General features: G+C 70.7%; 18 protein-coding genes and 1 tRNA gene. 5 read left to right on the top strand and 14 right to left on the bottom strand.

Features of this window, described 5'->3' with window-relative positions:
* Positions 1-3: 3 nt before the first annotated feature.
* Entirely contained in the window at positions 4-651 is a 648-nt protein-coding gene (locus tag ACIBF8_RS23035) for a TetR/AcrR family transcriptional regulator (protein ID WP_396785477.1), read from the bottom strand.
* A 702-nt stretch (positions 652-1,353) separates the two neighbouring features.
* On the opposite strand from ACIBF8_RS23035, the gene ACIBF8_RS23030 reads away from it, so the two are divergent.
* Complete coding sequence (locus tag ACIBF8_RS23030) at positions 1,354-2,265, top strand: SDR family NAD(P)-dependent oxidoreductase (protein WP_396785475.1); 912 nt, start codon at positions 1,354-1,356, stop codon at positions 2,263-2,265.
* 409 nt (positions 2,266-2,674) lie between these two features.
* On the opposite strand, the gene ACIBF8_RS23025 is transcribed toward ACIBF8_RS23030, so the two are convergent.
* Positions 2,675-2,748 (bottom strand) — tRNA-Thr (locus ACIBF8_RS23025).
* A 144-nt stretch (positions 2,749-2,892) separates the two neighbouring features.
* On the opposite strand from ACIBF8_RS23025, the gene ACIBF8_RS23020 reads away from it, so the two are divergent.
* The gene (locus tag ACIBF8_RS23020) at positions 2,893-4,635 is read left to right on the top strand and encodes a metallophosphoesterase family protein (protein WP_396785473.1); all 1,743 of its coding nucleotides are present in this window, start codon (positions 2,893-2,895) and stop codon (positions 4,633-4,635) included.
* Positions 4,636-4,785: 150 nt separating this feature from the next.
* Here ACIBF8_RS23020 and ACIBF8_RS23015 read toward each other — a convergent pair whose 3' ends face one another.
* From ACIBF8_RS23015 to tmk, 6 genes are all read right to left on the bottom strand, one after another.
* Positions 4,786-5,625 carry a stage 0 sporulation family protein gene (locus ACIBF8_RS23015; protein WP_396785471.1) on the bottom strand — a complete coding sequence of 280 codons (840 nt, stop codon included), beginning with the start codon at positions 5,623-5,625 and terminating at the stop codon, positions 4,786-4,788.
* Between the two features lie 309 nt (positions 5,626-5,934).
* Positions 5,935-6,615, bottom strand: coding sequence for a hypothetical protein (locus ACIBF8_RS23010; protein ID WP_396785469.1), 681 nt, complete (start codon positions 6,613-6,615; stop codon positions 5,935-5,937).
* Positions 6,615-6,920: a hypothetical protein gene (locus ACIBF8_RS23005; RefSeq protein ID WP_396785467.1), complete on the bottom strand. Its 306-nt coding sequence runs from the start codon at positions 6,918-6,920 to the stop codon at positions 6,615-6,617. Before ACIBF8_RS23005 ends, ACIBF8_RS23010 begins: the two co-directional genes overlap by 1 nt.
* Before the next feature lies 1 nt (position 6,921).
* Positions 6,922-7,251 carry a YbaB/EbfC family nucleoid-associated protein gene (locus tag ACIBF8_RS23000; protein ID WP_007454690.1) on the bottom strand — a complete coding sequence of 110 codons (330 nt, stop codon included), beginning with the start codon at positions 7,249-7,251 and terminating at the stop codon, positions 6,922-6,924.
* Positions 7,252-7,374: 123 nt separating this feature from the next.
* Complete coding sequence (locus tag ACIBF8_RS22995) at positions 7,375-8,640, bottom strand: DNA polymerase III subunit delta' (RefSeq protein WP_396785465.1); 1,266 nt, start codon at positions 8,638-8,640, stop codon at positions 7,375-7,377.
* Positions 8,640-10,736, bottom strand: a complete 2,097-nt coding sequence (tmk, locus tag ACIBF8_RS22990) for a dTMP kinase (RefSeq protein ID WP_396785539.1) — start codon at positions 10,734-10,736, stop codon at positions 8,640-8,642. The genes ACIBF8_RS22995 and tmk overlap by 1 nt, the downstream gene beginning before the upstream one ends.
* Before the next feature lie 308 nt (positions 10,737-11,044).
* Between tmk and ACIBF8_RS22985 the strand changes: the two genes are divergently transcribed.
* A complete protein-coding gene (locus ACIBF8_RS22985; protein WP_396785463.1) occupies positions 11,045-12,250 on the top strand; it encodes an amino acid deaminase/aldolase in 1,206 nt (401 codons plus the stop codon).
* A 43-nt stretch (positions 12,251-12,293) separates the two neighbouring features.
* On the opposite strand, the gene ACIBF8_RS22980 is transcribed toward ACIBF8_RS22985, so the two are convergent.
* Entirely contained in the window at positions 12,294-12,899 is a 606-nt protein-coding gene (locus ACIBF8_RS22980; RefSeq protein WP_396785461.1) for a TetR family transcriptional regulator, read from the bottom strand.
* Positions 12,900-13,125: 226 nt separating this feature from the next.
* Here ACIBF8_RS22980 and ACIBF8_RS22975 point away from each other — a divergent pair, with 226 nt between their 5' ends.
* Complete coding sequence (locus ACIBF8_RS22975; RefSeq protein WP_396785459.1) at positions 13,126-14,442, top strand: D-arabinono-1,4-lactone oxidase; 1,317 nt, start codon at positions 13,126-13,128, stop codon at positions 14,440-14,442.
* A gap of 7 nt (positions 14,443-14,449) precedes the next feature.
* Here ACIBF8_RS22975 and ACIBF8_RS22970 read toward each other — a convergent pair whose 3' ends face one another.
* Positions 14,450-15,028 (bottom strand): DUF559 domain-containing protein, encoded by a 579-nt coding sequence (locus tag ACIBF8_RS22970; protein ID WP_396785457.1) that lies wholly within the window; start codon positions 15,026-15,028, stop codon positions 14,450-14,452.
* Between the two features lie 51 nt (positions 15,029-15,079).
* Here ACIBF8_RS22970 and ACIBF8_RS22965 point away from each other — a divergent pair, with 51 nt between their 5' ends.
* Positions 15,080-15,394 (top strand): hypothetical protein, encoded by a 315-nt coding sequence (locus tag ACIBF8_RS22965; protein ID WP_396785455.1) that lies wholly within the window; start codon positions 15,080-15,082, stop codon positions 15,392-15,394.
* A gap of 139 nt (positions 15,395-15,533) precedes the next feature.
* On the opposite strand, the gene topA is transcribed toward ACIBF8_RS22965, so the two are convergent.
* The 4 genes from topA to ACIBF8_RS22945 all read right to left on the bottom strand — a co-directional run bounded on the left by topA (position 15,534) and on the right by ACIBF8_RS22945 (position 22,545).
* Positions 15,534-18,428, bottom strand: coding sequence for a type I DNA topoisomerase (topA, locus tag ACIBF8_RS22960; RefSeq protein WP_396785453.1), 2,895 nt, complete (start codon positions 18,426-18,428; stop codon positions 15,534-15,536).
* A gap of 406 nt (positions 18,429-18,834) precedes the next feature.
* A complete protein-coding gene (locus ACIBF8_RS22955) occupies positions 18,835-19,551 on the bottom strand; it encodes a hypothetical protein (protein ID WP_396785451.1) in 717 nt (238 codons plus the stop codon).
* Positions 19,542-20,081 carry a hypothetical protein gene (locus ACIBF8_RS22950; protein WP_396785449.1) on the bottom strand — a complete coding sequence of 180 codons (540 nt, stop codon included), beginning with the start codon at positions 20,079-20,081 and terminating at the stop codon, positions 19,542-19,544. The genes ACIBF8_RS22955 and ACIBF8_RS22950 overlap by 10 nt, the downstream gene beginning before the upstream one ends.
* A 103-nt stretch (positions 20,082-20,184) precedes the next feature.
* Positions 20,185-22,545 (bottom strand): sodium-translocating pyrophosphatase, encoded by a 2,361-nt coding sequence (locus ACIBF8_RS22945; protein WP_396785447.1) that lies wholly within the window; start codon positions 22,543-22,545, stop codon positions 20,185-20,187.
* Positions 22,546-22,721: the final 176 nt, after the last annotated feature.

Below are 22,721 nucleotides of genomic sequence, written 5' to 3'. Positions count from 1 at the left end.
CGGTCAGGTGAGACATACCCCGTTGAGGAGCATGGTCAGACCTCGCTCGTAGTACTCCTGCTCGTCGGGCAGGCCGAGGAAGAAGTCGGCGGTTTCGGTCAGATGGGGGTAGTCCTGGGGGGAGAGCGACTTCAGTCGTGCGCGTTTGGCCGTGAGCAGGGACTCCCGCAGGGCCGGGTCGGCGGCGGCGGGGTCACCCGGCTGCCGGATCACCAACCCGATCAGCGCGTTGAGCAGGAAGATGCTTAGCTGGGCAGCGGCCACCGGCGAGTGCCCCTCGGCGCGCAGCAGCGCGATGACCCGCTCGGCCAGATCGATGCCGGGGTCCGTACGCATGAAGCGGAGCGGCGTGATCTCGGCGAGGGCGGGGTGCGCGCGCAGGACGCGCAGCAGAGCCGTCATCACGGTACGCAGGTCGGCCTTGCCGCTGCCGGTCAGGTCCACCTCGCCGAGGATCCGTTCGACCAGCGCGTCGAGCAGCGCGTCCTTGTCCTTGAAGTGCCAGTACAGCGCCATGGGTGTGACGTTCCAGGCGGCGGCGACCCGGCGCAGCGTGACGGCGTCGAGTCCGTCGGTGTCGGCGATGGCGAGAGCGGTGGACAGGACCTCCTCGCGGTCGAGTCGTTCGGAGGCGGAGGGTCGGGGTGACATGCGGCTTACTTTATCTCGTAAAAGGCAGTGTTGACGATCGACCACAGAAGCGCTACCGTGACTATACAAAGTAAATATACGTCACATAGTTAAGAGGTGGGCATAAACAGACCGCCCTCGCCACGGCAGCTCGTCGGGCTTCGGCCCGTCGCATGGTGGAGAAGTTCCTCGCCGAAGGATGGAATGTCGTCGCGACGCTGCGCAACCCGGCCCAGTGGGCCGGCGACCAGCCTCACCGACTTATGGTGCAGGCCCTCGACGTTCGCGACGAGGCATCGGTCGCTGAGGCTGTGACCGCGCCTGCCGACCATTCCGGCCGGCTCGACGCGTCGTCAACAACGCGGGTATGTGCCCGTTCCCGGTCTTCAAAGCGACACCGGATGCACGTCATGGCCCCGCCCCCGGTGGGAGCGCAACCGGCTTCTTCGGCACCTCGGCCACGATCGGCCCGTCCGCCGACAACCTCGGAAACCGTCTCGGTCCAGACCCTCTACGGGCCCGTGCGGTACTCGGGTCTGTCAACCGGGTCCCTGGCCTGGTCCGCACGCGGCTGCTGCCGCACCGCCGTCGCAGCACCTTTACGAGTCGTCGACTCGCCCAAGTGCACCGCCGCCTCAGGAATCCGGACAACGCGATCGCCAACGTTCTCGTGAGTAAGCGATACGCATCGGGCACGTCCATAAGTCTTCAAGGGAGAATTCTGTGACCCACACCATTGTCATGACCGGCGCGACTCGGGGGTTCGGCCGGGTCGCCGTCGAGCGCATCCTCGAAGGCGATCCTGAGGCGCACCTCGTGCTCCTAGCCCGCGGCGCCGCGGGAACTAAGCTCGCCGCTCATCTTGGCCAAGGCGGACGCGCCGTGACATCAATCCCGACGGACCTATTGTCACTGGGCAGCGTCCGTACGACGGCTCACGAGCTGATCCAACGGCTCGATACGGGACATCTACCACCGCTGCGTGGATTCGTCGGAAACGCCGGCCTGCTCTACACGAACAACGTCACGAAGAGCCCGGACGGGTTCGAGGCGACATTCGCCGTCAACGTCCTCGCCAATCACGTCCTTCTCCGCCTTCTACAGGACCGATTCAAGGCACCGTCACGGATCGTTCTCACCGTCAGCGACGCTCACTTCGGCGACTTCCGCCACAACGCGGGAATGATGCCCGCGCCGTCATGGCAAGACCCGGCTGCCTTGGCCCGAATCTGCGCCTTCCCGAAGCCGAACACCGTCACAGCGGGAGGGACCGCATACTCCACCAGCAAGCTCGCCGCGATATACCTCATCCACGAGTACGCACGACGTTTACCACAGGGCGTCGACATTGTCGCCTACAATCCCGGGTTCGTGCCCGGCACCGGCCTGAGCCGCGAAGCAGGCGCAGTCGTCCGGTTCGTGGGGCGACGCATCATGCCGTTGATGACGCTGACCCCGATTGCCTCGAGCCAGAAGAACGCCGGCCAACACCTCGCCGACGTCGCGCTCGGACACATCCCGGCACCTTCAGGTTCCTATATCGACCGCACACGAGAAGTCTCCTCGTCCAAGGAGTCCTACGACCCCAGTCGTGAACGACAGCTCTGGGAAACGCTAGAGGACCTGTGCCTCTGAATCACATCCTGACATCTGACCGCCCACGCGATCGGTTTCCTTGTCCGTGATGGCAGGTGGCGCGGTCAGCGGGCGGTGCAGCCGCCGTCGATGGAGAGGGCAACGCCGACGATGATCCATAGCTCAGGCACTGCGTTGGGTCTGCGCAGCCAAGATCACCTTCTGCATATGCCGCCGGGCCGGCGCGGCCCTCTTGCCATACCGGTCCAGGGCTAACGAAGGCACCGACCTGCCTGAAGCTCGTCGCTAGTCACGCGACAACCGGACCCGAGCAACGCGATCATGGGCCGCGTGGGGCGGTCGAACATGGTCGCACGCAGGCGTTATCGGGGTTATTCAGGGGAAATTCAAAACCCCATCGATGGAAATGGGGCCCTGACCAGCGACTGCTGGTCAGGGCCCCGCCCTGAGCCGCCTGACGGAATCGAACCGTCGACCTACGCATTACGAGTGCGTCGCTCTAGCCGACTGAGCTAAGGCGGCAACGATCAGCAAGTGTACGGCACCCCGGCGGCACCGACCGAACGGGATACCCCTGTCGCGCCCGCCCGCAGCAACCGGACATCGGCCGCCATCTGGACGCTTACCGGACAGCGAATGATCAGCTCCGGGACTACGCTGCGGCGGGTGAGCGACGAACGCGACGATTCCCCCCACCAGGAGCGTCCTGACCGCCCGCCGGCCGGTGAACGCGCCGCCCATCGGCCGCGCAGCACCGACCCGCTGGAGCTGGGCTTCACCCCTCGCAGGCCGGTGCCGTGGCTGGCGCCGTTCCTGCTGATCAGCACCGGCATCCGGACGCTGCTCGCGGTGCTCTTCGGGGCGTACCTCGACAAACGTGAGTTGCAGAACGCGTTCGGCGACGGCGTGTTCCGCCAGGTCGGGCCGGACGGCGGGCTGTGGCTCGACTACGTGGCCGACCTGGGTGACGGCTTCAACGCCACGTACTCGGTGGCGTACCTGCTGGCGCAGCCCGAGCTGACGCTCGACGGGCACCGGCTGCCCCGGGCGCAGACCCTGGTGATGGGCGGCGACCAGGTGTACCCGTCGGCGGCCTATGCCTCGTACGAGGACCGGTGCAAGGGCCCCTACCAGGCCGCCTTGCCGGTGGCGCCGGCCGAGAAGCCCACCCTCTTCGCGGTGCCCGGCAACCACGACTGGTACGACGGCCTCACCGCGTTCCTGCGGTTGTTCGTCCGTTCCCGGGACCGCAACTTCGCGGGCTGGGGCACCGGGCAGTCCCGGTCGTACTTCGCGGTAGAGCTGCCGGCCGACTGGTGGTTGCTCGGCGTGGACGACCAGTCCGGCTCGTACCTCGACGACCCGCAGCTGGCCTACTTCGACGAGGCGGCCCGGCGGCTCGGGCCGGAGTCCAAGGTGATCATTGCCGCGCCGGCTCCGACCTGGGTCAAGGCCGCCGACAACCCCACGGCGTACGACTCGATCGACTACTTCATCCGCACGATCATCGACCCGACCGGGGCGCGGGTGCGGCTGCTGCTCTCCGGGGACCTGCACCACTACGCCCGCTATTCCGGACCGGACCGGCAACTGATCACCTGCGGTGGGGGCGGCGCGTATCTCTACCCCACGCACAAGCTGCCGGAGCGCATCGAGGTGCCACCGCGGGACACGTTGGCCCGCAAGGCCAGCACTGCCCAGCCGTACGACCTGGTGGCCCGCTACCCGGACGCGGCGCGGTCCCGACGGTACGGCTGGGGCATCTTCCCCCGGTTGCCGTTCCGCAATCCCGGCTTCACGACGCTGCTCGGCATTCTGCACACCCTGCTGATGCTGGCCATGGCGGGCGCGACGGCGAACTGGGCCGACAGCACCGACCAGCGGCTGTTCAGCGTCCCGTTGGTGGTGATGGTACTGGTGACGGTGGTGGCGGCGGCCCTGTTCGCCAAGCCGCCCAGTGCGAGCGGAAAACGCCACGCCCGGCACTGGATCCTCGGCGTCGGCCACGGCGTGGCGCAGGTGGCCCTGGGAGCGGCCGGCACCTGGGCGTGGTTGGCGCTGCCGTTCTACGACTGGCCGTGGCCGCTGCCGGCAGCCGCGGCGGCGGTGCTCTACGGCCCGGTGATCGGTCTGGTCGCCAGCCAACTGGTGGCGGCGTATCTGCTGGTGGCGGGCTCGTTCGGAGTGAACGTCAACGAGCTCTTCGCCGGCCAGGGCATCGAGGACTCCAAGTCGTTCCTGCGGCTGCGCATCGATCCGGACGGAACGCTGACCATCTACCCGATCGGAGTGGACCGGGTCGCCCGCGACTGGCGGGTCAATCCCGACCAGTCTCCCACCCAAAGCTGGCTGATCCCCAAGTCGCCACTATCCCCCCACCTAACCGACCCCCCCACAGTCCTCCGCTAACAGCCCACCCGCCCCACCCCGCCCCACCCCCGTTGATCATGAAGTTATTGCTCCGACAAGCCGCGCGAGATGGCAATAACTTCATGATCAACGTGGAACGGGGCGGATGCCCGGGCGGGAGGGTCGGGTGGGGTGGGGGTGGGGGCCGGGTTAGGGGGTGTAGTGCTGGTCGTGGGCTTGGCGGGGGGCGCAGACGGAGGCGCGGGAGCAGGAGCAGCGGGAGCCGTCCGCGTCCAGGCGTACCGTCACCGCGTCTCTCGGAACGCTGTGGCCGACGACCCGGCCGTCACCCTCGGGCGTGGAGACCCGGCTGCCGACCGCCGGGGCGGTCTCCTGGAAGCGCTGGTAGAGCGGGTGCTCGTACTTCAGGCAGCACATCAACCGGCCGCACGCGCCGGAGATGCGCAGCGGGTTGAGCGGCAGGTCCTGGTCCTTCGCCATTCGGATGGTCACCGGCTCGAAGTCGGTGAGGAACGTGGCGCAGCACAGGTCGCGACCGCAGGAGCCGATGCCGCCCTGCACCCGCGCCGAGTCGCGTGCGGAGAGCTGCCGCAGCTCGACCCGACAGTGCAGGGTGGCGCCCAGGTCGCGGACCAGGGACCGGAAGTCCACCCGGTGCGGGGCGGTGAAGTACACGGTGCTGCGCTCACCGCCGTTCTCGGCCGAACCCAGCACATGGTCGACGGCCACCACCTTCATCGGCAGGCCGTGCGAGCGGATCAGCCGTTTCGCGGCCACCTTCGCCTCCGCCTTACGCCGACGCAACGCCTCGTCGCGGCGTAGGTCGTCGTCGCCGGCCAGCCCCACCAGGCGGGGGAAGCCGTCGGTGTCCTCGGTCACCCACTGGGCGGCCCACACGCACTCCGCCACCTCGGGCCCGTCGTCGGTGGGCACCAGCACCCGGTCGCCCACCTGCGGACGCAACTCACCCGGGTCGAGGTAGTAGAGGCGCCCGTACCGGTTGAAGCTGACCGCGCAGAGCATGCCCATCCCCCCACCCTACGACGGGTCACGGCGCAGAGCGCACCGGCCGGCTACGCCCCGCTGCCATCCATGACCGTCGACTTGACCCATTGCCGGGCATCCCGTCGTGCCGTTGCTCCTCGCCCGGACGGTTGAATCCGGGTCCGGGCAGGAGACAAGAGGCGCCTTGGCGGCGTTGAGTGGAGGCAGACCTGCGGGGGGTGCAGGGGGAAGACCACGGCGTCGCCGTGGGTGCCGGCTCAGGCCGGGTGCCCGCGAGCGACGCCGTGGCCTGCCCGGGACACAGCGGCCTCGGCCGGCAGGATCGAGACCCGCCTACCAGCCGACCCGGGTGGGCTCGTCGTAGCGGGGTCGCCCATCCGCTGGCGGCCGCCACGCGGTCTCGGCCAGGCTCGGCGCCCACTGGCGCAGCAACGTCTCGGCACCGTCGTACGCGACGCAGAGCACCGCCAGCACCCGTGCGGCGATCTCGGCGGCGTCGGCCACCCCGGGCCCGACCGGCCCGGGACGCGTCGAGGCACCGGTGGCGGTGGCGGCGACCACGGCGACCGCTTCGGCCGAGCGGAGCACGTCGGCCAGCGTGCGGGCCAGGGCGAGACGACTGCCCTCCACCCAGTCGGCGAGGGCGTCCGCGTAACCCGCGGTGGATTCGAGCCGCCCGACCAGGCTGTCCGGCCCTTCGTCGAGGTGGCGCAGCAGCGCCGCCCGCTGTTGCCCGTACGCCGTGGCGGCCGGGCCGGACCAGAGCACCGCGTCGGTGAGCGCGGCGGAGACGTCGTCGTACCCCCGGACGAGCCGGCGCACGGCGTGCCCGGCGCTGGCGAGCGGCACGGGGTGCAGGTCGAGGAAGCTGCGGACCGCGTCGCCGGGCAGCACCTGCATGCGGCGCAGCAGCGGCCAGACCCGGTGCCCCTCGGGCACGCCGGCCGCGATCAGCGTGTCCACCCGGCGCAGCAGGTCGAGGCCGGGCTCGGCGAGCCGGTCCAGGGCGTCCATCACGGCTCCCCGGCGAGCCGGCGGCGGGCCGCCCGGTCGACCTCGGCGTAGCGGTCGGCGGCCTCCCGGACCGCCGCCGCGGCCGCGGCCAGTCGACCGGCCGCGGCGCGGGCCTCCCGGGACCGGTCGTCGGTGGCGGTGGCCCACTGCCGGTGCAGCGCCCGACCGATCTCGCCCGGACGGCCCGGCGCGTCGGCGCCGAACGCGGCCTGGGCCGGGTCGCTGGCGGTGACCGTGTGCGACACGACGGTAAGCGTGGCGCTCGCCTCGTCGAGCCGGGCGGCGAGCGCGCGCAGTGTGTCCATCTCAGGCCCCCGCGAGCGGTCGGTAGGCGGCGAACGTCTCGTTGTGCAGCTTCTCCCGGGCCCACTCGGCGGCGTCGGCCGCCGCGGTGACCGCGGCCTGCACGGAGCCGGCCACGTCTCGCGGGCTGCGGGTGTGCAGCGGCCCGAGGAACCGGACGTCGGTGATCCGTCCACCGGCCGTGACCACCACCTCGACCAGGCCGTCCGGCGACCGGACGGTCACCTCGACGGTCGACACCGCCTGGTCGAACTCGGCCTGGAGGGACTCGATCCGGCGGTAACGGCGCACCGCCTCCTCGATCCAGGCTTCGTCGATCTCCCCCCGCGGCATCGGCCAACTCCTCCCGGGTGATTCCTCACTCAGCGTGCTGTCACCGTCACCACGGCACACCGGACCGTACCGCACCGCAATCGGGCCTGTCGATGCCTGTGGACAACGGCCGAAAGCTGGGGGTCAGCCCTTCCAGAGGGCGAGCATCATCGCCTCGACCGCGATCCGCGGCTTGACGTTCGCCTCGATCGCCGCGCGGCAGGCGAGCACGGCCTCCAGCCGACGCAGCGACCCCTCGGCGTCCCACTTCTGCGCGCCGGCGCCGGCCAGCGCGGCCGTGTCGGTGTGCACCGGGGCGACGGGGGCGCGCAGCGCCATGGTGAGCGCGTCCCGGTAGAAGCCCGCCAGGTCGACCAGCGCCCGGTCCAGTGCGTCCCGCTGGGCCCGGGTGGCCCGGGACTTCTGCCGCTTCTCCAACTCCTTGAGCTGCCCGGCGGCGCCCCGCATCGCGCCGGCCGCGCCCCGGCCGGTGCCACCCGCGCCGAGCGCGGTCTCCAGTGCCGCCCGCTCGGTCGTGTCGGCTTCGGTGACCGACGCCTCGGCCTCCGCCTCGGCCGCCTCGATCAGCGCGGACGCCGCGTCGAACGCCGCGCCGACACCGGTCAACCGGCGGGGCACCGCCAGCACCGCTTCGCGACGCTTGCGGGCGTCCGGGTCGCGGGCCAGCCGGCGGGCCCGACCCACGTGGCCCTGCGCGGCCGCCGCCGCCCACTGCGCCACGTCGGGCGCGATGCCGTCCCGACGAACCAGCACCTCGGCCACCGCGGCGGCCGGCGGCTGCCGCAGGGGTACGACCCGACAGCGCGACCGGATGGTCACCGAGATGTCGTCCGGGTGGGTGGACGGGGCGCAGAGCAGGAAGACCGTCCGCGGCGGGGGCTCCTCGATCGCCTTGAGCAGTGCGTTGCCGGCGGCCTCGGTGAGCCGGTCGGCGTCCTCGATGATCACTACCTGCCAGCGCCCGCCGGACGGGGTGCTGGCCGCGCGGAGCACCAGCGCGCGCATCTCGCCGACGCCGATGGAGAGCCCCTCCGGCACCACCATCCGCACGTCGGCGTGGGTGCCGCCCATCGTGGTGTGGCAGCCGGGGCAGTCACCGCAGCCGGTGCCGTGCACGCACTGCAGTGCGGCGGCGAACGCCCGTGCGGCGACCGAGCGACCCGAGCCGGGCGGCCCGGTGAAGATCCACGCATGCGTCATCCCGGCCGACGGATCCATTCCACCGGCGGCGGACGCGGACTTCTCGTCGCCGGTCGGGCCGGCGGCGATCAACGCGGGCGCCCGGTCGGTCGCGCCAGCACGCAGCACGGCGGCTGCTGCGGCGGCGGCCCGGCGCAGCTCGGCCACCGCCTCGTCCTGGCCGACCAGGTCGGCGAAGACGTCTGTCATCAGGTCTTGTGCTCCATCGTCACCAGCTCCGCGTCGGATAACTCAGGCTGCACCGAGGTGTCCGGGCCCTGCGCCGGCCGGGGGTGCACGATGCCGCCCGGCTTGCCGAGCATCTCCTCGACGCGGCGGACCACCTGCCCGGTGATCTCGTCGGCCGGCCGGGACGCGTCGAGCACCAGGTAGCGCTTCGGGTCGGCGGCGGCGAGGTCGAGGAAGGCGTACCGGACGCGCTCGTGGAAGGCGACCGACTCGGCCTCCAGCCGGTCGGCGCCGGCGTTGCGCGCGGCCACCCGGGACAGACCGGTGTGCGGCTCGACGTCCAACAGCACCACCAGGTCGGGCTTGAGCCCGCCGGTGGCCCAGGAGGAGAGCCAGGAGACCTCGTCGACGGGCAGCGTCCGGCCGGCGCCCTGGTACGCCAGGGACGAGTCGACGTACCGGTCGCTGATCACCACACCGCCCCGGACCAGCGCGGGCCGGACGACGGTGGCCACGTGGTGCGCCCGGTCGGCGGCGTAGAGCAGCGCCTCGGCCCGAGGGGAGGGCGCGTCGTCACCGGAGGTGTCCAGCACGAGTGACCGGATCCGCTGGCCGACCGCGGTCGCGCCCGGCTCGCGGGTGACCACGACGTCGCGACCCTGGCCACGCAGCCGCTCGGCGAGCGCGGTGAGCTGGGTGGACTTGCCGGCGCCCTCGCCACCCTCGAACACCACGAACAGCCCGGCGGAGACGAACGGCTCGGAGGGCATCAGCGGGCGGCCCCGGATCGAGCCCCAGAGGTCGGACAGGACCGGGACGCCCTTCTTGTCGTCCATCTGACCGAACGCGCTGATCCCGGCGAAGATGCCGGCGGCACCGGCGGCGAGCAGGAGCAGTCGGGTGGAGGAGACGGAGATGCCGAGGTCCGCGATGGTCAACTTGCGGGAGCCGCCGACACCGACCAGCAGGCTGCTCAGCCCGATGGCCAGGATCAGCACCAGCCGGGTGCCGATCTGCACCACGGCGAAGACCCGGCCGCGTACCTCGTCCTTGATTTCGCCACCGAGCAGGGTGGTGCCGGCCAGGAAGGCCATGCCGGCGCCAGCGCCGACCAGCACCGCGCCGACGATCGCCATGGACAGGTGGATGGCGAAGGCGAGGGTCATCACGGCGGCGCTGGCCAGCACGATGCTCATGCCGAACCAGCGGCGCCGGGACATCTCCTTGACGACCATCGGGCCGAGGCCGATGCCGACGGCCAGGCCGATGAAGATGGCACCGAAGAGCAGGTAGAAGGCGGCGTCACCCGCGCCGAGCGAGGCGGCGAAGAACTTCGCCGTGCCGATCACGATGCCACCACCGGCGAACGCGCCGAAGATGCCGAGCACCAGGCCGCGGACGAGCCGGGTCTGACCGATGTACTTCCAGCCCTCGGCGAACTGGCGCCGCATGCTCTGCTCGGTGCGCTCCCGCTCGCCGGTCTGCGCCTGGCTGATCTCCTTGATCCCGAATGCCACCACGAGGGCGGTGGCCAGCCGGGAGAAGGAGTTGACCCAGAGCGCGAGTTGGGCGGGCTCCGCCCAGCCGAGGTCGCCACCGGCCACGGCACGGACACTGCGGTCGAGCACCGCGGCGACGACCGCGGCGAGAATCGGAGTGAGGCCGTACGTGGTGATCAACGTGAGCTGGTTGGCCGCTTCCAGCCGGGCGCGCGGGATCAGGTTGGGGACCGCGGCCTCCTTGGCCGGGATCCAGATCAGCGTGACCGACTCGATCAGGAAGGTGGCGACGGTCGCCCACAGGACCACCACCGCGCCGCTGGCGCCGGCGAGCGCCACCATCGGGATCGAGGCGAACAGGACGAACCGGAGCAGGTCGCAGATGACCATCGTCCAGCGGCGGTCGAAGCGGTCGGCGAGGACGCCGGCGATCGGCCCGAGCACCAGCGCGGGCAGCAGCCGGATGGCGATCACGCCACCGAAGGCCGCGCCCTTCGCGGTGCTGCCCTGGACCTGGGAGGCGGCGAAGACGGAGGTGGCCAGCAGGCCGAGCCAGTCCCCGAAGGAGGCCGCGCCGAGCACGATCCAGAGCCGGCGGAACGGCTGGATGCGCAGCACCGACCGGATGGCGGCATAACCGGACGGATCTACCTGACCACCACTGGACGGGTTGGCGGCGCTGCCCGACTGGTCGTTTGAGCGCGACACGCGGGGCGACTCGCCGCTGTTCTGGCTTTCGATGGCCGTACCTCCACGTGCCGGCCCATCGCTGGGCACCTCCGGTGCAACACTCTAGACCCGGTGGGGGGCCACCCCCCGGGCGACATTCTCCTGCTCGCTGAGCCTAGGCCGCCGAAGGTACCGGCCGCAGCCCGGACGTACGCGAGGGTATTTCGCATTCTCCGTCAGACAGTTAGCGTGCACACGTGGCCATCGAAAGCGACAAACTTCGCGAGCGCCTGGATCGGGCGACCGCCCATCTCGACCCCCCGTATGCGGTGGTCGACCTCACCGCCTTCGACGCCAATTCGGTCGCCTTGGCCGATCGCGCCGCCGGCAAACCGGTCCGCCTCGCCAGCAAGTCGGTCCGCAGCCGGGAGTTGATCAGTCGAGCCCTCGCGCGGCCCGGCTGGCAGGGCGTGATGGCGTTCACCCTGCCCGAGGCGATCTGGCTGGTCCGTGCCGGCGTCAGTGACGACGTGCTGGTCGCGTACCCGAGCGCGGATCGGGCCGCGCTCGCCGAGTTGGGCGCCGATCCGACGCTCGCCGCCGCGATCACCCTGATGATCGACGGCACCGGCCAACTCGACCTCATCGACGCCGTCGCGCCCCCGGGTCAGCGCACCGAGCTACGGCTCTGCCTGGATCTGGACGCCTCCTGGCGACCGCTGCGCGGGGTGCACGTCGGCGTCCGCCGCTCACCGGTGCACAGCGCTCGGGCCGCCGGCGCGCTCGCCGCCGCCGTCGCCGATCGGCCCGGCTTCCGGCTGGTCGGGCTGATGTCGTACGAGGCGCAGATCGCCGGCCTGGGCGACGCGCCGCCGGGGCGGGCGCTGCTGGCCGGCGCGATCAGGCTGGCCCAGCGCGGGTCGTACCGCGAGCTGCTGGCCCGCCGTGGTGCGGCGGTCGCCGCGGTACGCGAGCACGCCGACCTGGAGTTCGTCAACGGCGGCGGCACCGGCAGTGTGGCCGCGACCAGCGCCGATCCCGCGGTCACCGAGGTCACCGCGGGATCGGGCCTGTACGGGCCGACGCTGTTCGACGCGTACCGCGCCTGGCGGCCCACCCCGGCGGCGTTCTTCGCCTGTGCGGTGGTCCGCCGACCGACGCCAGAGCTGGCGACGGTGCTCGGCGGTGGTTGGATCGCCTCCGGCCCGGCCGCCGACAGCCGGCTGCCCCGACCGTGGCTACCGGCGGGACTGAAGCTGGTCGGCACCGAGGGCGCCGGTGAGGTGCAGACTCCGCTCTCCGGGACCGCGGCGGCCGATCTGCGCGTCGGCGACCGGGTGTGGTTCCGCCACGCCAAGGCCGGTGAGCTGTGTGAACGGGTCAACGAGCTGCACCTGATCGAGGGGGACGAGGTCGTGGCGACCGTCCCCACCTACCGGGGTGAGGGGCAGGCCTTCCTCTGAGGCCGGAGGCCGGCCCCGGCCGAAGCCCACGCCCCGCGCCGACTCAGGCGGGCTGGGCCGCCTGAGTCTGCTTGCCGGCGGTGGACCGGCCATTGTCCGGGCCGTCGACCTGGCGGTGCAGGTACTCGCGGATCAGTGCCTTCGCCTCCAGCAGCACCCGCTCGTCACCGTCGGATTTACGCCGGAACGCGAGCTTGATCAGCGCGTCCGCCGCCTCGACCGCGATCTCCAGCACGAAGCGCAGCTTGGGTACGTCGGTAAGCCCGAAACGCTCGGTGAGCACCCGGGCCAACTGGTCGGCGATCACGCCGTTGTTGTCCCGCTGCTCGTCCAGCAGGTGCAGGTCGACCACGTCGCCGAAGTGCAGGGTACGGAAGCCGGGAACGGTGCGGTGCATCGTGATGTACTCGTCGATGCCCGCGTCGACGCCGTCCCACCAGTGGGTCATCTCGTCGGAGGCGAATCGCTCGTCGAGGCGCTGGAGGTAGGACTCCATGGTGCGCAGGGTCAGCGCCTGCACGATCGCCCGCTTGTCCGGAAAGAACTGGTAGACCGACCCGATCGCCACCTCGGCCCGCTCGGCGAGCAGGGTCGTGGTCAGCCCCTCGTACCCCACCTCGTCGACGAGTTCGGCGCAGGCATCCAACATGCGCTGTACCCGCGCGACACTTCGACCTTGCACCGGTACGCGGCGCAGCGGCCCGGTCGTGGCGGCTGGTGTGGACACTCTGCGCCACCCCCCTTCGACGGATGAACATATCTCCACGTCACGAGTCCGTGACTACCGGTACAACGAGCGGATCGCAATTGCGGTATTTACCAGCTAGAACGTTCCTGATATGAAGTCAGTTCATATTCATGAATGAGGAGCGCGCATGGCCGGCACCGCACCGCTCACCGCTCGATGGTCCAATTGGGCCGGCAACCAGCGTGGCAGTGCCACCGCGATCCTGCGCCCCGGCTCGCCGACCGACGTCGTAGCAGCCGTCCGATCGGCCACTGCCGACGGCGCTCGGATCCGGGTGACCGGCAGCGGCCACTCGTTCACCGCGGTCGCGCTCGCCGACGACCGTCGGATGGAGCTGTCCGAGCTGGACACCCTGGTCAGCGTGGACGTCGCGCACCGGCTCGTCACCGTACCGGCGGGAATGACCCTGCACGCGCTCAACAGCCTGCTCGCCCGGCACGGCCTCGCGCTGCCCAACCTCGGTGACATCGACGCGCAGACCGTCGCCGGGGCGATCTCCACCGGCACCCACGGCACCGGGGCCGGTTACGGGTGCCTGTCCACCTTCGTCGAGGTGATCACCCTGGTCACCGGCACCGGCGAGGTGCTGCGTTGCTCCGCCGACGAGCACCCCGACGTCCTCGCCGCCGCCCGGGTGTCACTCGGCGCGCTCGGCGTCCTGGTCGAGGTGACCCTGCGCTGCGTGGACGCCTTCGTCCTGCGCGCCCACGAACGCCCGGCCCAACTGGCCGACGTGCTCGGCGAACTGCAGGAGCTGATCGACCGGCACGACCACGTCGAGTTCTACTGGTTCCCGTACACGTCCAGGGTCCAGCTCAAGGCCAACGACCGGGTACCCGCCAACGACCGGCCGCTGTCGCGCTGGCGCGGCTGGTTGGACGACGACTTCCTGTCCAACCGCGTCTTCGCCGGCGCCTGCCGACTCGGCCGGGCCGTGCCCGCGCTGGCCCCGGGAATCAGCGCGGTCTCCGCCCGCGCACTCACCGAGCGTCGGTACACCGGCCGCTCCGACCGGGTCTTCTGCACCCCACGCCGGGTCCGCTTCGTGGAGATGGAGTACGGCCTGCCCCGCGAGGCGCTGCCCGAGGCGCTCGCCGCGCTCCAGCGGATCGTGGACGGCCTACCGTTCAAGGTGCTCTTTCCGGTGGAGGTGCGATTCACCGCCGCCGACGACATCTGGCTGTCGCACGGCTACGGCCGGGACAACGCCTACATCGCCGTGCACCAGTACGTCGGCATGCCGTACGAGCCGTACTTCCAAGCCTTCGAGGCGGTGGCCGCCGGGCTGGGCGGTCGCCCGCACTGGGGCAAGCTGCACTACCGCGACGCCGCCTCGCTGGCTACGGCGTACCCCCGCTTCGCCGACTTCCAGGCCGTCCGCGACCGCCTGGACCCGAACCGCGTCTTCACCAACCCCCACCTGAACCACGTCCTCGGCGCGTAACGGCCCTTCAGCCGCTCCATCCGGCCGCCCGCAGCGCCCCCAGGATCTGACGGAGAGCCTCGTCCGGGTGAGCGCGGATCACCCAGGCGGGGAACCGGAGTACGCGGTCGCCGACCATCCACAGATCGTTCTGGCGACGCATGTCCGCCCACCACGCACGCGGATCGAGATGCTGCCCGCCGTCGATCTCGACATGCACTCCCCACTGCTCGAAATAGGCGTCCAGGTAGCGACGTCGCCCGGTCGAGTCACAACGGACTTTCTGACGATTCGGTTCGGGCAGCCCTGCACGACGGATCAGACCAAGGAAGTCCAGCTCTGCCAGAGAGTGGGCACCGCCTGCGGCGTCCGCAGCCGTGGCCAGAATCAGCTGGCGACGACGGACCCGGGGCAGCCGTTCGACGACCAGGTGCAGGTCATCGCCGGCCACGATCCGCTGTTGGAAACCAGCGGCGACGATCGCCCGCGCCTGCTGGTCATCGCCGGCCCACTGCGCGCCGTCCACGATCGAACGAGCCGGCATGGTCCGTCGAGGTTGACCGACCGCCAGCACGTCTCGATCTGTCAATGTCGTGGTCCGGTGCACCAGTACACCTGGCGGCAGCGAGCCACGCCGGCAGGAGGCGGGGAGCAGGATGTGGATCGGGCGGCCGGGGAAACCGCTGAGGCCACCAGCCCGTGCTGCGGTCAGGCCGCCCAGGATCGCCTGCGGCCCTGCGGCGAGGACGGCTACCCACCGGAGTTGGCCGGCACTGACCGGGCCGTTGTGCGCGATGAACACGGCTCGATGAACCTGACGCCACATCCCGGTCGCCACCCGATGCCGGATGGCCTTGGTCGACAGGTGCCGCCGCGCCTGGTCGAGGCTCACCACATCTTCCTGATGGAAGAGCAGCCAGGTCAGCTCGTCCGCGTCATCGCGAGGCAGCCGGCGACCCCAGGCAGCCGGTGACGAGGCCCTCCGGAGACTCATAACCGTCAAGTCTCCCGATCAGCAACTCCGCCAGCAGCCCCTGTGGATAACAACGAGATCTTGGAAGGATAGTGCCCCTCCAGGGGCGGATTCCTTCCAAGATCTCGCAGATCCGGGCCTACTCCGTGCTCGACGCGGCCTTGCGCGGGGCGGCCTTCTTGGCCGGCGCCTTCTTCGCCGCCGTAGTCGCCTTGGCCGTCGTCGTAGTCGCCTTGGCCGTCGTCGTAGTCGCCTTGGCCGTCGTCGTAGTCGCCTTGGCCGTCGTGGTCTTCTTCGCAGCCGTGGACTTACTCGCCGCGGCCGTCTTCTTGGTGGCCGTGGCCTTCTTCGCCGGGGCCTTCTTCGCCGCCGCCTTCTTGCGCGGCGCCGGACCCTTCGCCCGCTTCTCGGCCAGCATCTCGGACGCTTCCTCGATGCTCAACGCCTCCGGCGTCTGCCCGCGCCGCAGCGACGCGTTGAACTCCCCGTCGGTCACGTACGGGCCGAACCGGCCATCCTTGATCACCAGCGGCTTCTCGGTCGCCGGGTCCACGCCCATCTCACGCAGCGGTGGTGCGGCGGCCCGCCGTCCCCGAGCCTTCGGGGCGGCCAGCAGCGCCAACGCCTCGTCCAGGCCGACCGTGAACATCTGGTCTTCGGACTCGAGCGAACGGAACTCCTCGCCCCGCTTGACGTACGGGCCGTAGCGACCGTTGTTGGCGAAGATCTCGACGCCGTCCGGCGCGACACCGATCAGCCGGGGAAGGCTGAGCAGCTTGAGCGCCTCCTCCAGGGTCAGCGAGTCCGGGGTCTGCGTCCGCAGCAGCGACGACTTCCGCTCACCGCTGGACACGTACGGCCCGAACCGCCCGGACTTGAGCACGATCGGCTCGCCGGTGGCGGGGTCGTCGCCGAGCTTGCGTTCACCGCTGCCGCCGAGGAACAGCTCGTGCACCTTTTCCGGGGTCAGCTCGTCCGGGGCGAGGCCCTCGGGGATCGGCGCCCGGTCGCCCTGGGCGGCGCTCTCCTCACCCTCGGCCGGCGTCGCCGGGGCCTCACCGGGCACCGCCCGCTGGAGGTACGGCCCGTACCGGCCCACCCGCACGACGACCTCGCGGCCCTCGTCGTCGGTGAACAGCGGGATGGAGTTGACGCTGCGGGCGTCGATGTCGCTGAGGTTCTCGGTGACCAGCTTCTTGAGCCCGCCGGAGCGGGCGATGTCCTGGTCGCCGGCACCGTTGGAGCTGCCGAAGTAGAACGCGGTGAGGAAGTCGACCGCGGCGTGGTCACCGCCGGCGATCTCGTCCAGCTCGTTCTCCATGGTGGCGGTGAAGTCGTAGTCGATCAGGCGGGGATAGTGCCGCTCCATCAGCCCGATCACCGCGAAGGCCAGGAAGGTCGGGATCATCGCCTGGCCGCGCTTGGTGACGTACCCCCGATCCTGGATCGTCTGCATGATCGACGCGTAGGTGGACGGGCGGCCGATGCCCAGCTCTTCCAGGGCCTTGACCAGCGAGGCTTCGGTGTAGCGCGATGGCGGCTGGGTGTGGTGACCCTGCGCGGCCAGCTCGTCGGCGGTCAGCGGCTGGTCCTTGACCAGCGCGGGCAGCCGGCGCTCGGCGTCCTCGGCCTCGGCGTTCTCGTCGTCGCTGGACTCGACGTACGCGCGCAGGAAGCCCGGGTCGGTGATGGTCTTGCCGGTGGCGCCGAAGTCGGCTTCCTCCTGCGAGGTGGAGACCGCGCGGATGCGCACCGACACGCTGGAGCCGACCGCGTCGGTCATCTGCGAGGCGATGGTGCGCCGCCAGATCAGCTCGTAGAGCTTGAACTCCTCGGCGGACAGCTCCTTGGCCACCTCGCCCGGGGTGCGGAAGTTGTCCCCCGCCGGACGGATCGCCTCGTGCGCCTCCTGTGCGTTCTTCACCTTGCCGGTGTAGCGGCGCGGCTCCGGCGGGACGCTGCGCTCGCCGTACAACTCGACGATCTGCCGGCGGGCCGCCGAGATGGCGGTCTCCGACAGGTTGACCGAGTCGGTACGCATATAGGTGATGTAGCCGTTCTCGTACAGGCGCTGCGCGGTGCGCATCGTCTGCTGCGAGGACAGGCGCAGCTTGCGGGCCGCCTCCTGCTGGAGGGTCGAGGTGATGAACGGCGCGTACGGGCGACGGCGGTAGGGCTTCTCCTCGACCCGGGTGACGGTGAACGGCCGCCCCTCCAGTCGGGCCGCGAGACCCCGGGCGCCGCCCTCGTCGAGGTGCACCACGCCAGCGCCGGCCCGGACGCGACCGGTGGTCGGCTCGAAGTCCTTACCGGTGGCGATCCGGTCGCCGTTCAGCGCGATCAGGGTGGCGTTGAACGCACGCGGACCCTCACCGGCGTTGGCGACCGCGAGGGTGGCCAGGATGTCCCAGTATTCGGCGGTGCGGAAGGCCATCCGCTGCCGCTCCCGCTCGACCACGATGCGGGTCGCCACGGACTGCACCCGGCCGGCCGAGAGCCGTGGCATGACCTTCTTCCACAGCACCGGGGAGACCTCGTAGCCGTAGAGGCGGTCGAGGATCCGGCGGGCCTCCTGGGCGTCGACCAGATCGCGGTCGATCTCGCGAGGGTTGGCCACCGCCGCCTGGATCGCCGGCTTGGTGATCTCGTGGAAGACCATCCGCTTGACCGGGACCTTGGGCTTCAGCGTCTCGACCAGGTGCCAGGCGATCGCCTCGCCCTCGCGGTCCTCATCCGTCGCCAGGAAGATCTCGTCGACCTCCTTGGCCAGCTTGACCAGCTTGCTGATCTGCTGCTTGCGGTCGGCGGAGACGACGTAGAGCGCGTGGAAGCCGTTGTCCACGTCCACCCCGAGCCGGGCCCAGGGTTCCTTCTTGTACTTGGCCGGCACATCGGCGGCGTTGCGCGGCAGGTCGCGGACGTGACCGAAGCTGGCCTCCACGACGTACCCCGGGCCGAGGTAGCCCGAGATCGTCTTGGCCTTCGCCGGTGACTCGACGATGACCAGACGGGTGGTTCCAGCGTTGCTTGGCACGTCTCTCCCCGACCTCACTCCTGCTCGTAGCCTGCCGGCGCTCGGACAGCGACCGCTTTCGACCCCGCCGTCGCACCGGCGGTCCGGATGTCCAACGTAACGCGCCGCCCGCGTTTCGGGTTCTGCGGGCCGCAAACCGCTTCGGCACTGTCGGACGGCGCCACCGTACACCGTGGGTAGGGCTCGAAGCGGGTCACTGTGACGATGGCGGACCGACGACCGAGGTCCGACCCGCCCGTTTTCCGCCTGGATCAACCCGACCGCTGTCCAACACCAGACACCCACCCGCCCACCTCCGGGCCGCCGCCCAGCCGGGTCGATCAAGGACTTGTGGTGGGCGTTTTAGCCCCGGGAGAGCGGTATGCCCCCCACCACAACTCCATGATCGACGCACCGCGGGTCGGGGTCAGGTCGGCCAGGCGTCGACCGGCGCTGCGCTGGGTGGGTCGCCGACCAGTTCGGTGAGCCGGGCCAATCGGCGGCGTCCGGTGATCCGGTAGGCCGGGCCAGCCTCCCCCGACGTCAGCAGCGTTCCGGCGAGTCCGGCCGCGTCGAGCGCCCTCCCGATCGGCTCCCAGCACTCCTGGCCGTCGGCGCCCAGCCGCAACAGAAAGCCGTCGGGAGGATCCGGCGTCCCGGCGGCGGCGACCCACAGTCGCAACCGCCGACCGGTCAGGTGGAAGGCGGCCGGCGGGCGTTTCGTCGGACCATCCAGCCAGGCCGCCGCGAGCGGCTTCAAGATCCGGGTGTACGACGTACGGACGGCGTGTCGCTCGTCCTCGGTCGGCTCCCAGCTCGCCGCCAGCCCGCGCGACGCCAGCTCGGCGACGAGCACGTGCACCCGCCAGGCGGCGTCCACCTGCACCCAGAGCCGGGCGGTGCCGCCCATCCGGACCACCTCGCCCGGCCCGGCGAGCAGCCCGGCCAGGTCGGCGACCGTGGGCTCGGCCGCCTCCGCGCCGAAGAAGACGAGTTGCCGACCCGCGCCGTCGCTCGGATGCGAGCCATTCGGGGACGAGCTACCGCGGCGTCGCGCGGGGACGGGCGCGTCGGGTTCGGGCGCGGGAAACAGCGCCGGGGGCGACGGTGCCTCCCCGGTGTCACCGAGCCCGCTCAGCGACACTCCGGCACCTCGTTGAATGCCTGTTTCAACTCCTCGGAGTTGAGCTTGCTGGTGTCCAGCGCGCTGGCGTCGTACTCCTTGTTGAGCGTCTCCACCGCGGCCCGCACGCCGTCGTAGAAGACGGTCGGCTCGCCGATGCCCAGGCCGTCGATGGTGTCCCGGGCGCGGCCGTAGGCGTCCCGCATCTTCCCCAGCGAGCTGCGGAAACCGGCGGAGATCGCCTCGCCGTTGTCGGTCTCCGGGACGCCCGCCTGCTCCACCTTGCGGCGCGCGGTCTCGCTGGCCTGCTCCGCCCCACCGAAGAGCCGCACCAGGTTCTCCTTGGCCTGCGCCGGCGTGGTCTGCGCGGTCATCTGCTCATCGGTGCTGCTGGTCAACTTGCTGATCTCGGAACGCCACGGGGTGAGCGCACCGCAGACCGAGGCCGCCCAGGCCCGTGGGCTGGGGCCCCCGCCGCAGCCGGCGAGGACGACGATCGTGGCCAGGACCACCGTGAGCTTTCCGGCGGCAGACGCCCGGCACGTACGCATGCGTTGCAGCGTACGGCCTTTGGCCAGGTGTGGCACCGGGCCGGACGGCCGGGGTCCCCGGTCGACGCGGTACGTCGACCGGGGACCCCGGGTCGGTGGTGGATCAGGCGTTGACCGTCTCCGGACGGTGATCGGTGCTGCCCGCGCCGGTGTTGCCATCGACGTCGGAGTCGGACATCGCGATGCCCTTGCGCTTGCTGAACACCACCGCCGCCACGATGATCGCCGTTGCGACCAGCGCGATGGTCACCCGCAGGCCGACGTTGCGATCGTCGCCGACGCTCCAGGCCACCACGGCGGGGGCGATCAGCAGCGAGACCAGATTCATCACCTTGATCAGCGGGTTGATCGCCGGACCGGCGGTGTCCTTGAACGGGTCGCCGACGGTGTCGCCGATGACCGTGGCGGCGTGCGCCTCGGAGCCCTTGCCGCCGTACGCGCCGTCCTCGACCAACTTCTTGGCGTTGTCCCAGGCCCCACCGGAGTTGGACAGGAAGACCGCCATCAGGGTGCCGGCGCCGATCGCCCCGGCCAGGTACGCCGCGAGCGCGCCGGGCCCGAGGCCGAAGCCGACCGCGATCGGCGCCAGGATGGCGAGCAGGCCAGGGGTCATCAGCTCACGCTGCGCGTCCCGGGTGCAGATGTCGACGACCTTGCCGTACTCCGGGCGCTGGGTGCCGTCCATGATGCCGGGCAGCTCACGGAACTGCCGGCGGACCTCCATCACCACGGCACCGGCCGAGCGGGACACCGCGTTGATGGCCAGCCCGGAGAAGAGGAAGACCACCGCCGCACCGATGATCAGGCCGACCAGGTTGCGCGGGTTCGCCACGTTCAGCGAGTTGAGGATCTCCCCCCCGACGTCGCCCACGCCAGCCGTCGCGTACGCGCTGCTGAGCGTGTCGGTGTACGAGCCGAACAGCGCGGTCGCGGCGAGCACCGCCGTGGCGATCGCGATGCCCTTGGTGATCGCCTTGGTGGTGTTGCCGACCGCGTCGAGCTCGGTCAGCGTGCGAGCGCCGTGCTCGTCGATGTCGCCGGACATCTCGGCGATGCCCTGGGCGTTGTCGGAGATCGGCCCGAAGGTGTCCATCGCGACGATCACGCCGACCGTGGTGAGCAGGCCGGTGCCGGCCAGCGCCACCGCGAACAGCGACAGCGTGATGGAGCTGCCGCCGAGGAGGAAGGCGCCGAAGACGCCGGCGCCGATCAGCAGCGCCGAGTAGACCGCCGACTCCAGCCCGATGCTGATACCGGCAAGGATCACCGTCGCCGCGCCGGTCTGCGAGCTCTTGCCGATGTCCTGCACCGGCCGCCGGTTGGTCTCGGTGAAGTAGCCGGTCAGCGCCTGGATCGCGGCGGCCAGCACGATGCCGATCACGACCGCGCCGATGGCGACCAGTCGCGGGTTGCCGGTGGCGTCGGTGAGACCACTGTCGAACTCGCCGAAGGTCGCCGGCAGGTACGCGTACGCGGCGATCGCCACCAGCACCGCGGAGAGCACCGCGGAGAGGTAGAACGCCCGGTTGATCGCGGTCAGGCCGTTGCGGTCGGACGCGCGCAGCCGGGTGATGAAGACGCCGACGATCGCGATCAGCACGCCGATGGTGGAGATGATCAGCGGGAAGACCAGGCCCTCCTCGCCGAACGCGGCGCGACCGAGGATCAGCGCGGCGACCAGCGTGACCGCGTACGACTCGAACAGGTCGGCGGCCATACCGGCGCAGTCACCGACGTTGTCGCCCACGTTGTCGGCGATGGTGGCGGCGTTGCGCGGGTCGTCCTCGGGGATGCCCTGCTCGACCTTGCCGACCAGGTCGGCGCCGACGTCGGCGGCCTTGGTGAAGATGCCGCCGCCGACCCGCATGAACATCGCGAGCAGCGCGGCGCCGAAGCCGAAACCCTCCAGCACGGTGGGCGCGTCACCCCGGTAGACGAGGACGACCACCGCCGCACCGAGGAGGCCGAGGCCGACGGTGAAGAAGCCGACCACGCCACCGGTTCGGAAGGCGATCTTCATGGCCGCCTCGCGGCCGCCTACCCGCTCCCTCGCGGCGGCGGCCACCCGCAGGTTGGCTCGGGTGGCCAGCCACATGCCGGCACCGCCGATGAACGCGCTGAACAGCGCGCCCACCACGAAGAAGAGTGAGCGGCCGATCTTCACCGCGAGTTCGCTGCCGTCGGTGTCGTGCACCGGCAGCAGGAAGAGCAGTACGACGGCGACCACGACGAAGATCGCCAGGGTGCGGAATTGGCGAAGCAGGTAGGCCGAGGCGCCCTCCTGGACCGCCCCCGAGATCTCCTGCATTTTTTCGGTGCCCTTACCAGCGGCCAGCACCGTTTTTGTCAGGGCGGCAGCGAAACCGAGCGCCACCAACGCGACAACCGCGGCGATGACGACGTAGGTGACATTGCTTCCGGTAAGGGAAAGCCCGCCGCCGTCGGCGGCCAAGGTCTCGGACATCTGTGTCCTCCTGTTACCGAACAATCGCGCCGGTGAGTGGAGACGCACTGACCGACGCCTGGATGCGGACTCGCAAGCGCGCGCCAACCCACCAGCGGACCAGCGATGAACACCCATACCCGCTGGCTGCGGGATAGGTCACTTGCTGACAACCCGGGTACTGTAGCCCTCCGCAG

Origin of the sequence: Micromonospora sp. NPDC050276 (assembly GCF_044459545.1) — a bacterium.
GTDB lineage: Bacteria > Actinomycetota > Actinomycetes > Mycobacteriales > Micromonosporaceae > Micromonospora.
Note: the sequence above shows the minus strand (reverse complement) of the source record. Positions and strands in the feature narration are given on the sequence as shown.

What these genes read in the sequence shown, in the direction of transcription:
- ACIBF8_RS23035 (WP_396785477.1), bottom strand. Translation starts at nt 651, where the DNA reads ATGTCACCCCGACCCTCCGCCTCCGAACGACTCGACCGCGAGGAGGTC.
- ACIBF8_RS23015 (WP_396785471.1), bottom strand. Translation starts at nt 5,625, where the DNA reads ATGGGCATGCTCTGCGCGGTCAGCTTCAACCGGTACGGGCGCCTCTAC.
- ACIBF8_RS23010 (WP_396785469.1), bottom strand. Translation starts at nt 6,615, where the DNA reads ATGGACGCCCTGGACCGGCTCGCCGAGCCCGGCCTCGACCTGCTGCGC.
- ACIBF8_RS23005 (WP_396785467.1), bottom strand. Translation starts at nt 6,920, where the DNA reads ATGGACACACTGCGCGCGCTCGCCGCCCGGCTCGACGAGGCGAGCGCC.
- ACIBF8_RS23000 (WP_007454690.1), bottom strand. Translation starts at nt 7,251, where the DNA reads ATGCCGCGGGGGGAGATCGACGAAGCCTGGATCGAGGAGGCGGTGCGC.
- ACIBF8_RS22995 (WP_396785465.1), bottom strand. Translation starts at nt 8,640, where the DNA reads ATGACAGACGTCTTCGCCGACCTGGTCGGCCAGGACGAGGCGGTGGCC.
- ACIBF8_RS22980 (WP_396785461.1), bottom strand. Translation starts at nt 12,899, where the DNA reads ATGTTGGATGCCTGCGCCGAACTCGTCGACGAGGTGGGGTACGAGGGG.
- ACIBF8_RS22975 (WP_396785459.1), top strand. Translation starts at nt 13,126, where the DNA reads ATGGCCGGCACCGCACCGCTCACCGCTCGATGGTCCAATTGGGCCGGC.
- ACIBF8_RS22950 (WP_396785449.1), bottom strand. Translation starts at nt 20,081, where the DNA reads ATGCGTACGTGCCGGGCGTCTGCCGCCGGAAAGCTCACGGTGGTCCTG.
- ACIBF8_RS22945 (WP_396785447.1), bottom strand. Translation starts at nt 22,545, where the DNA reads ATGTCCGAGACCTTGGCCGCCGACGGCGGCGGGCTTTCCCTTACCGGA.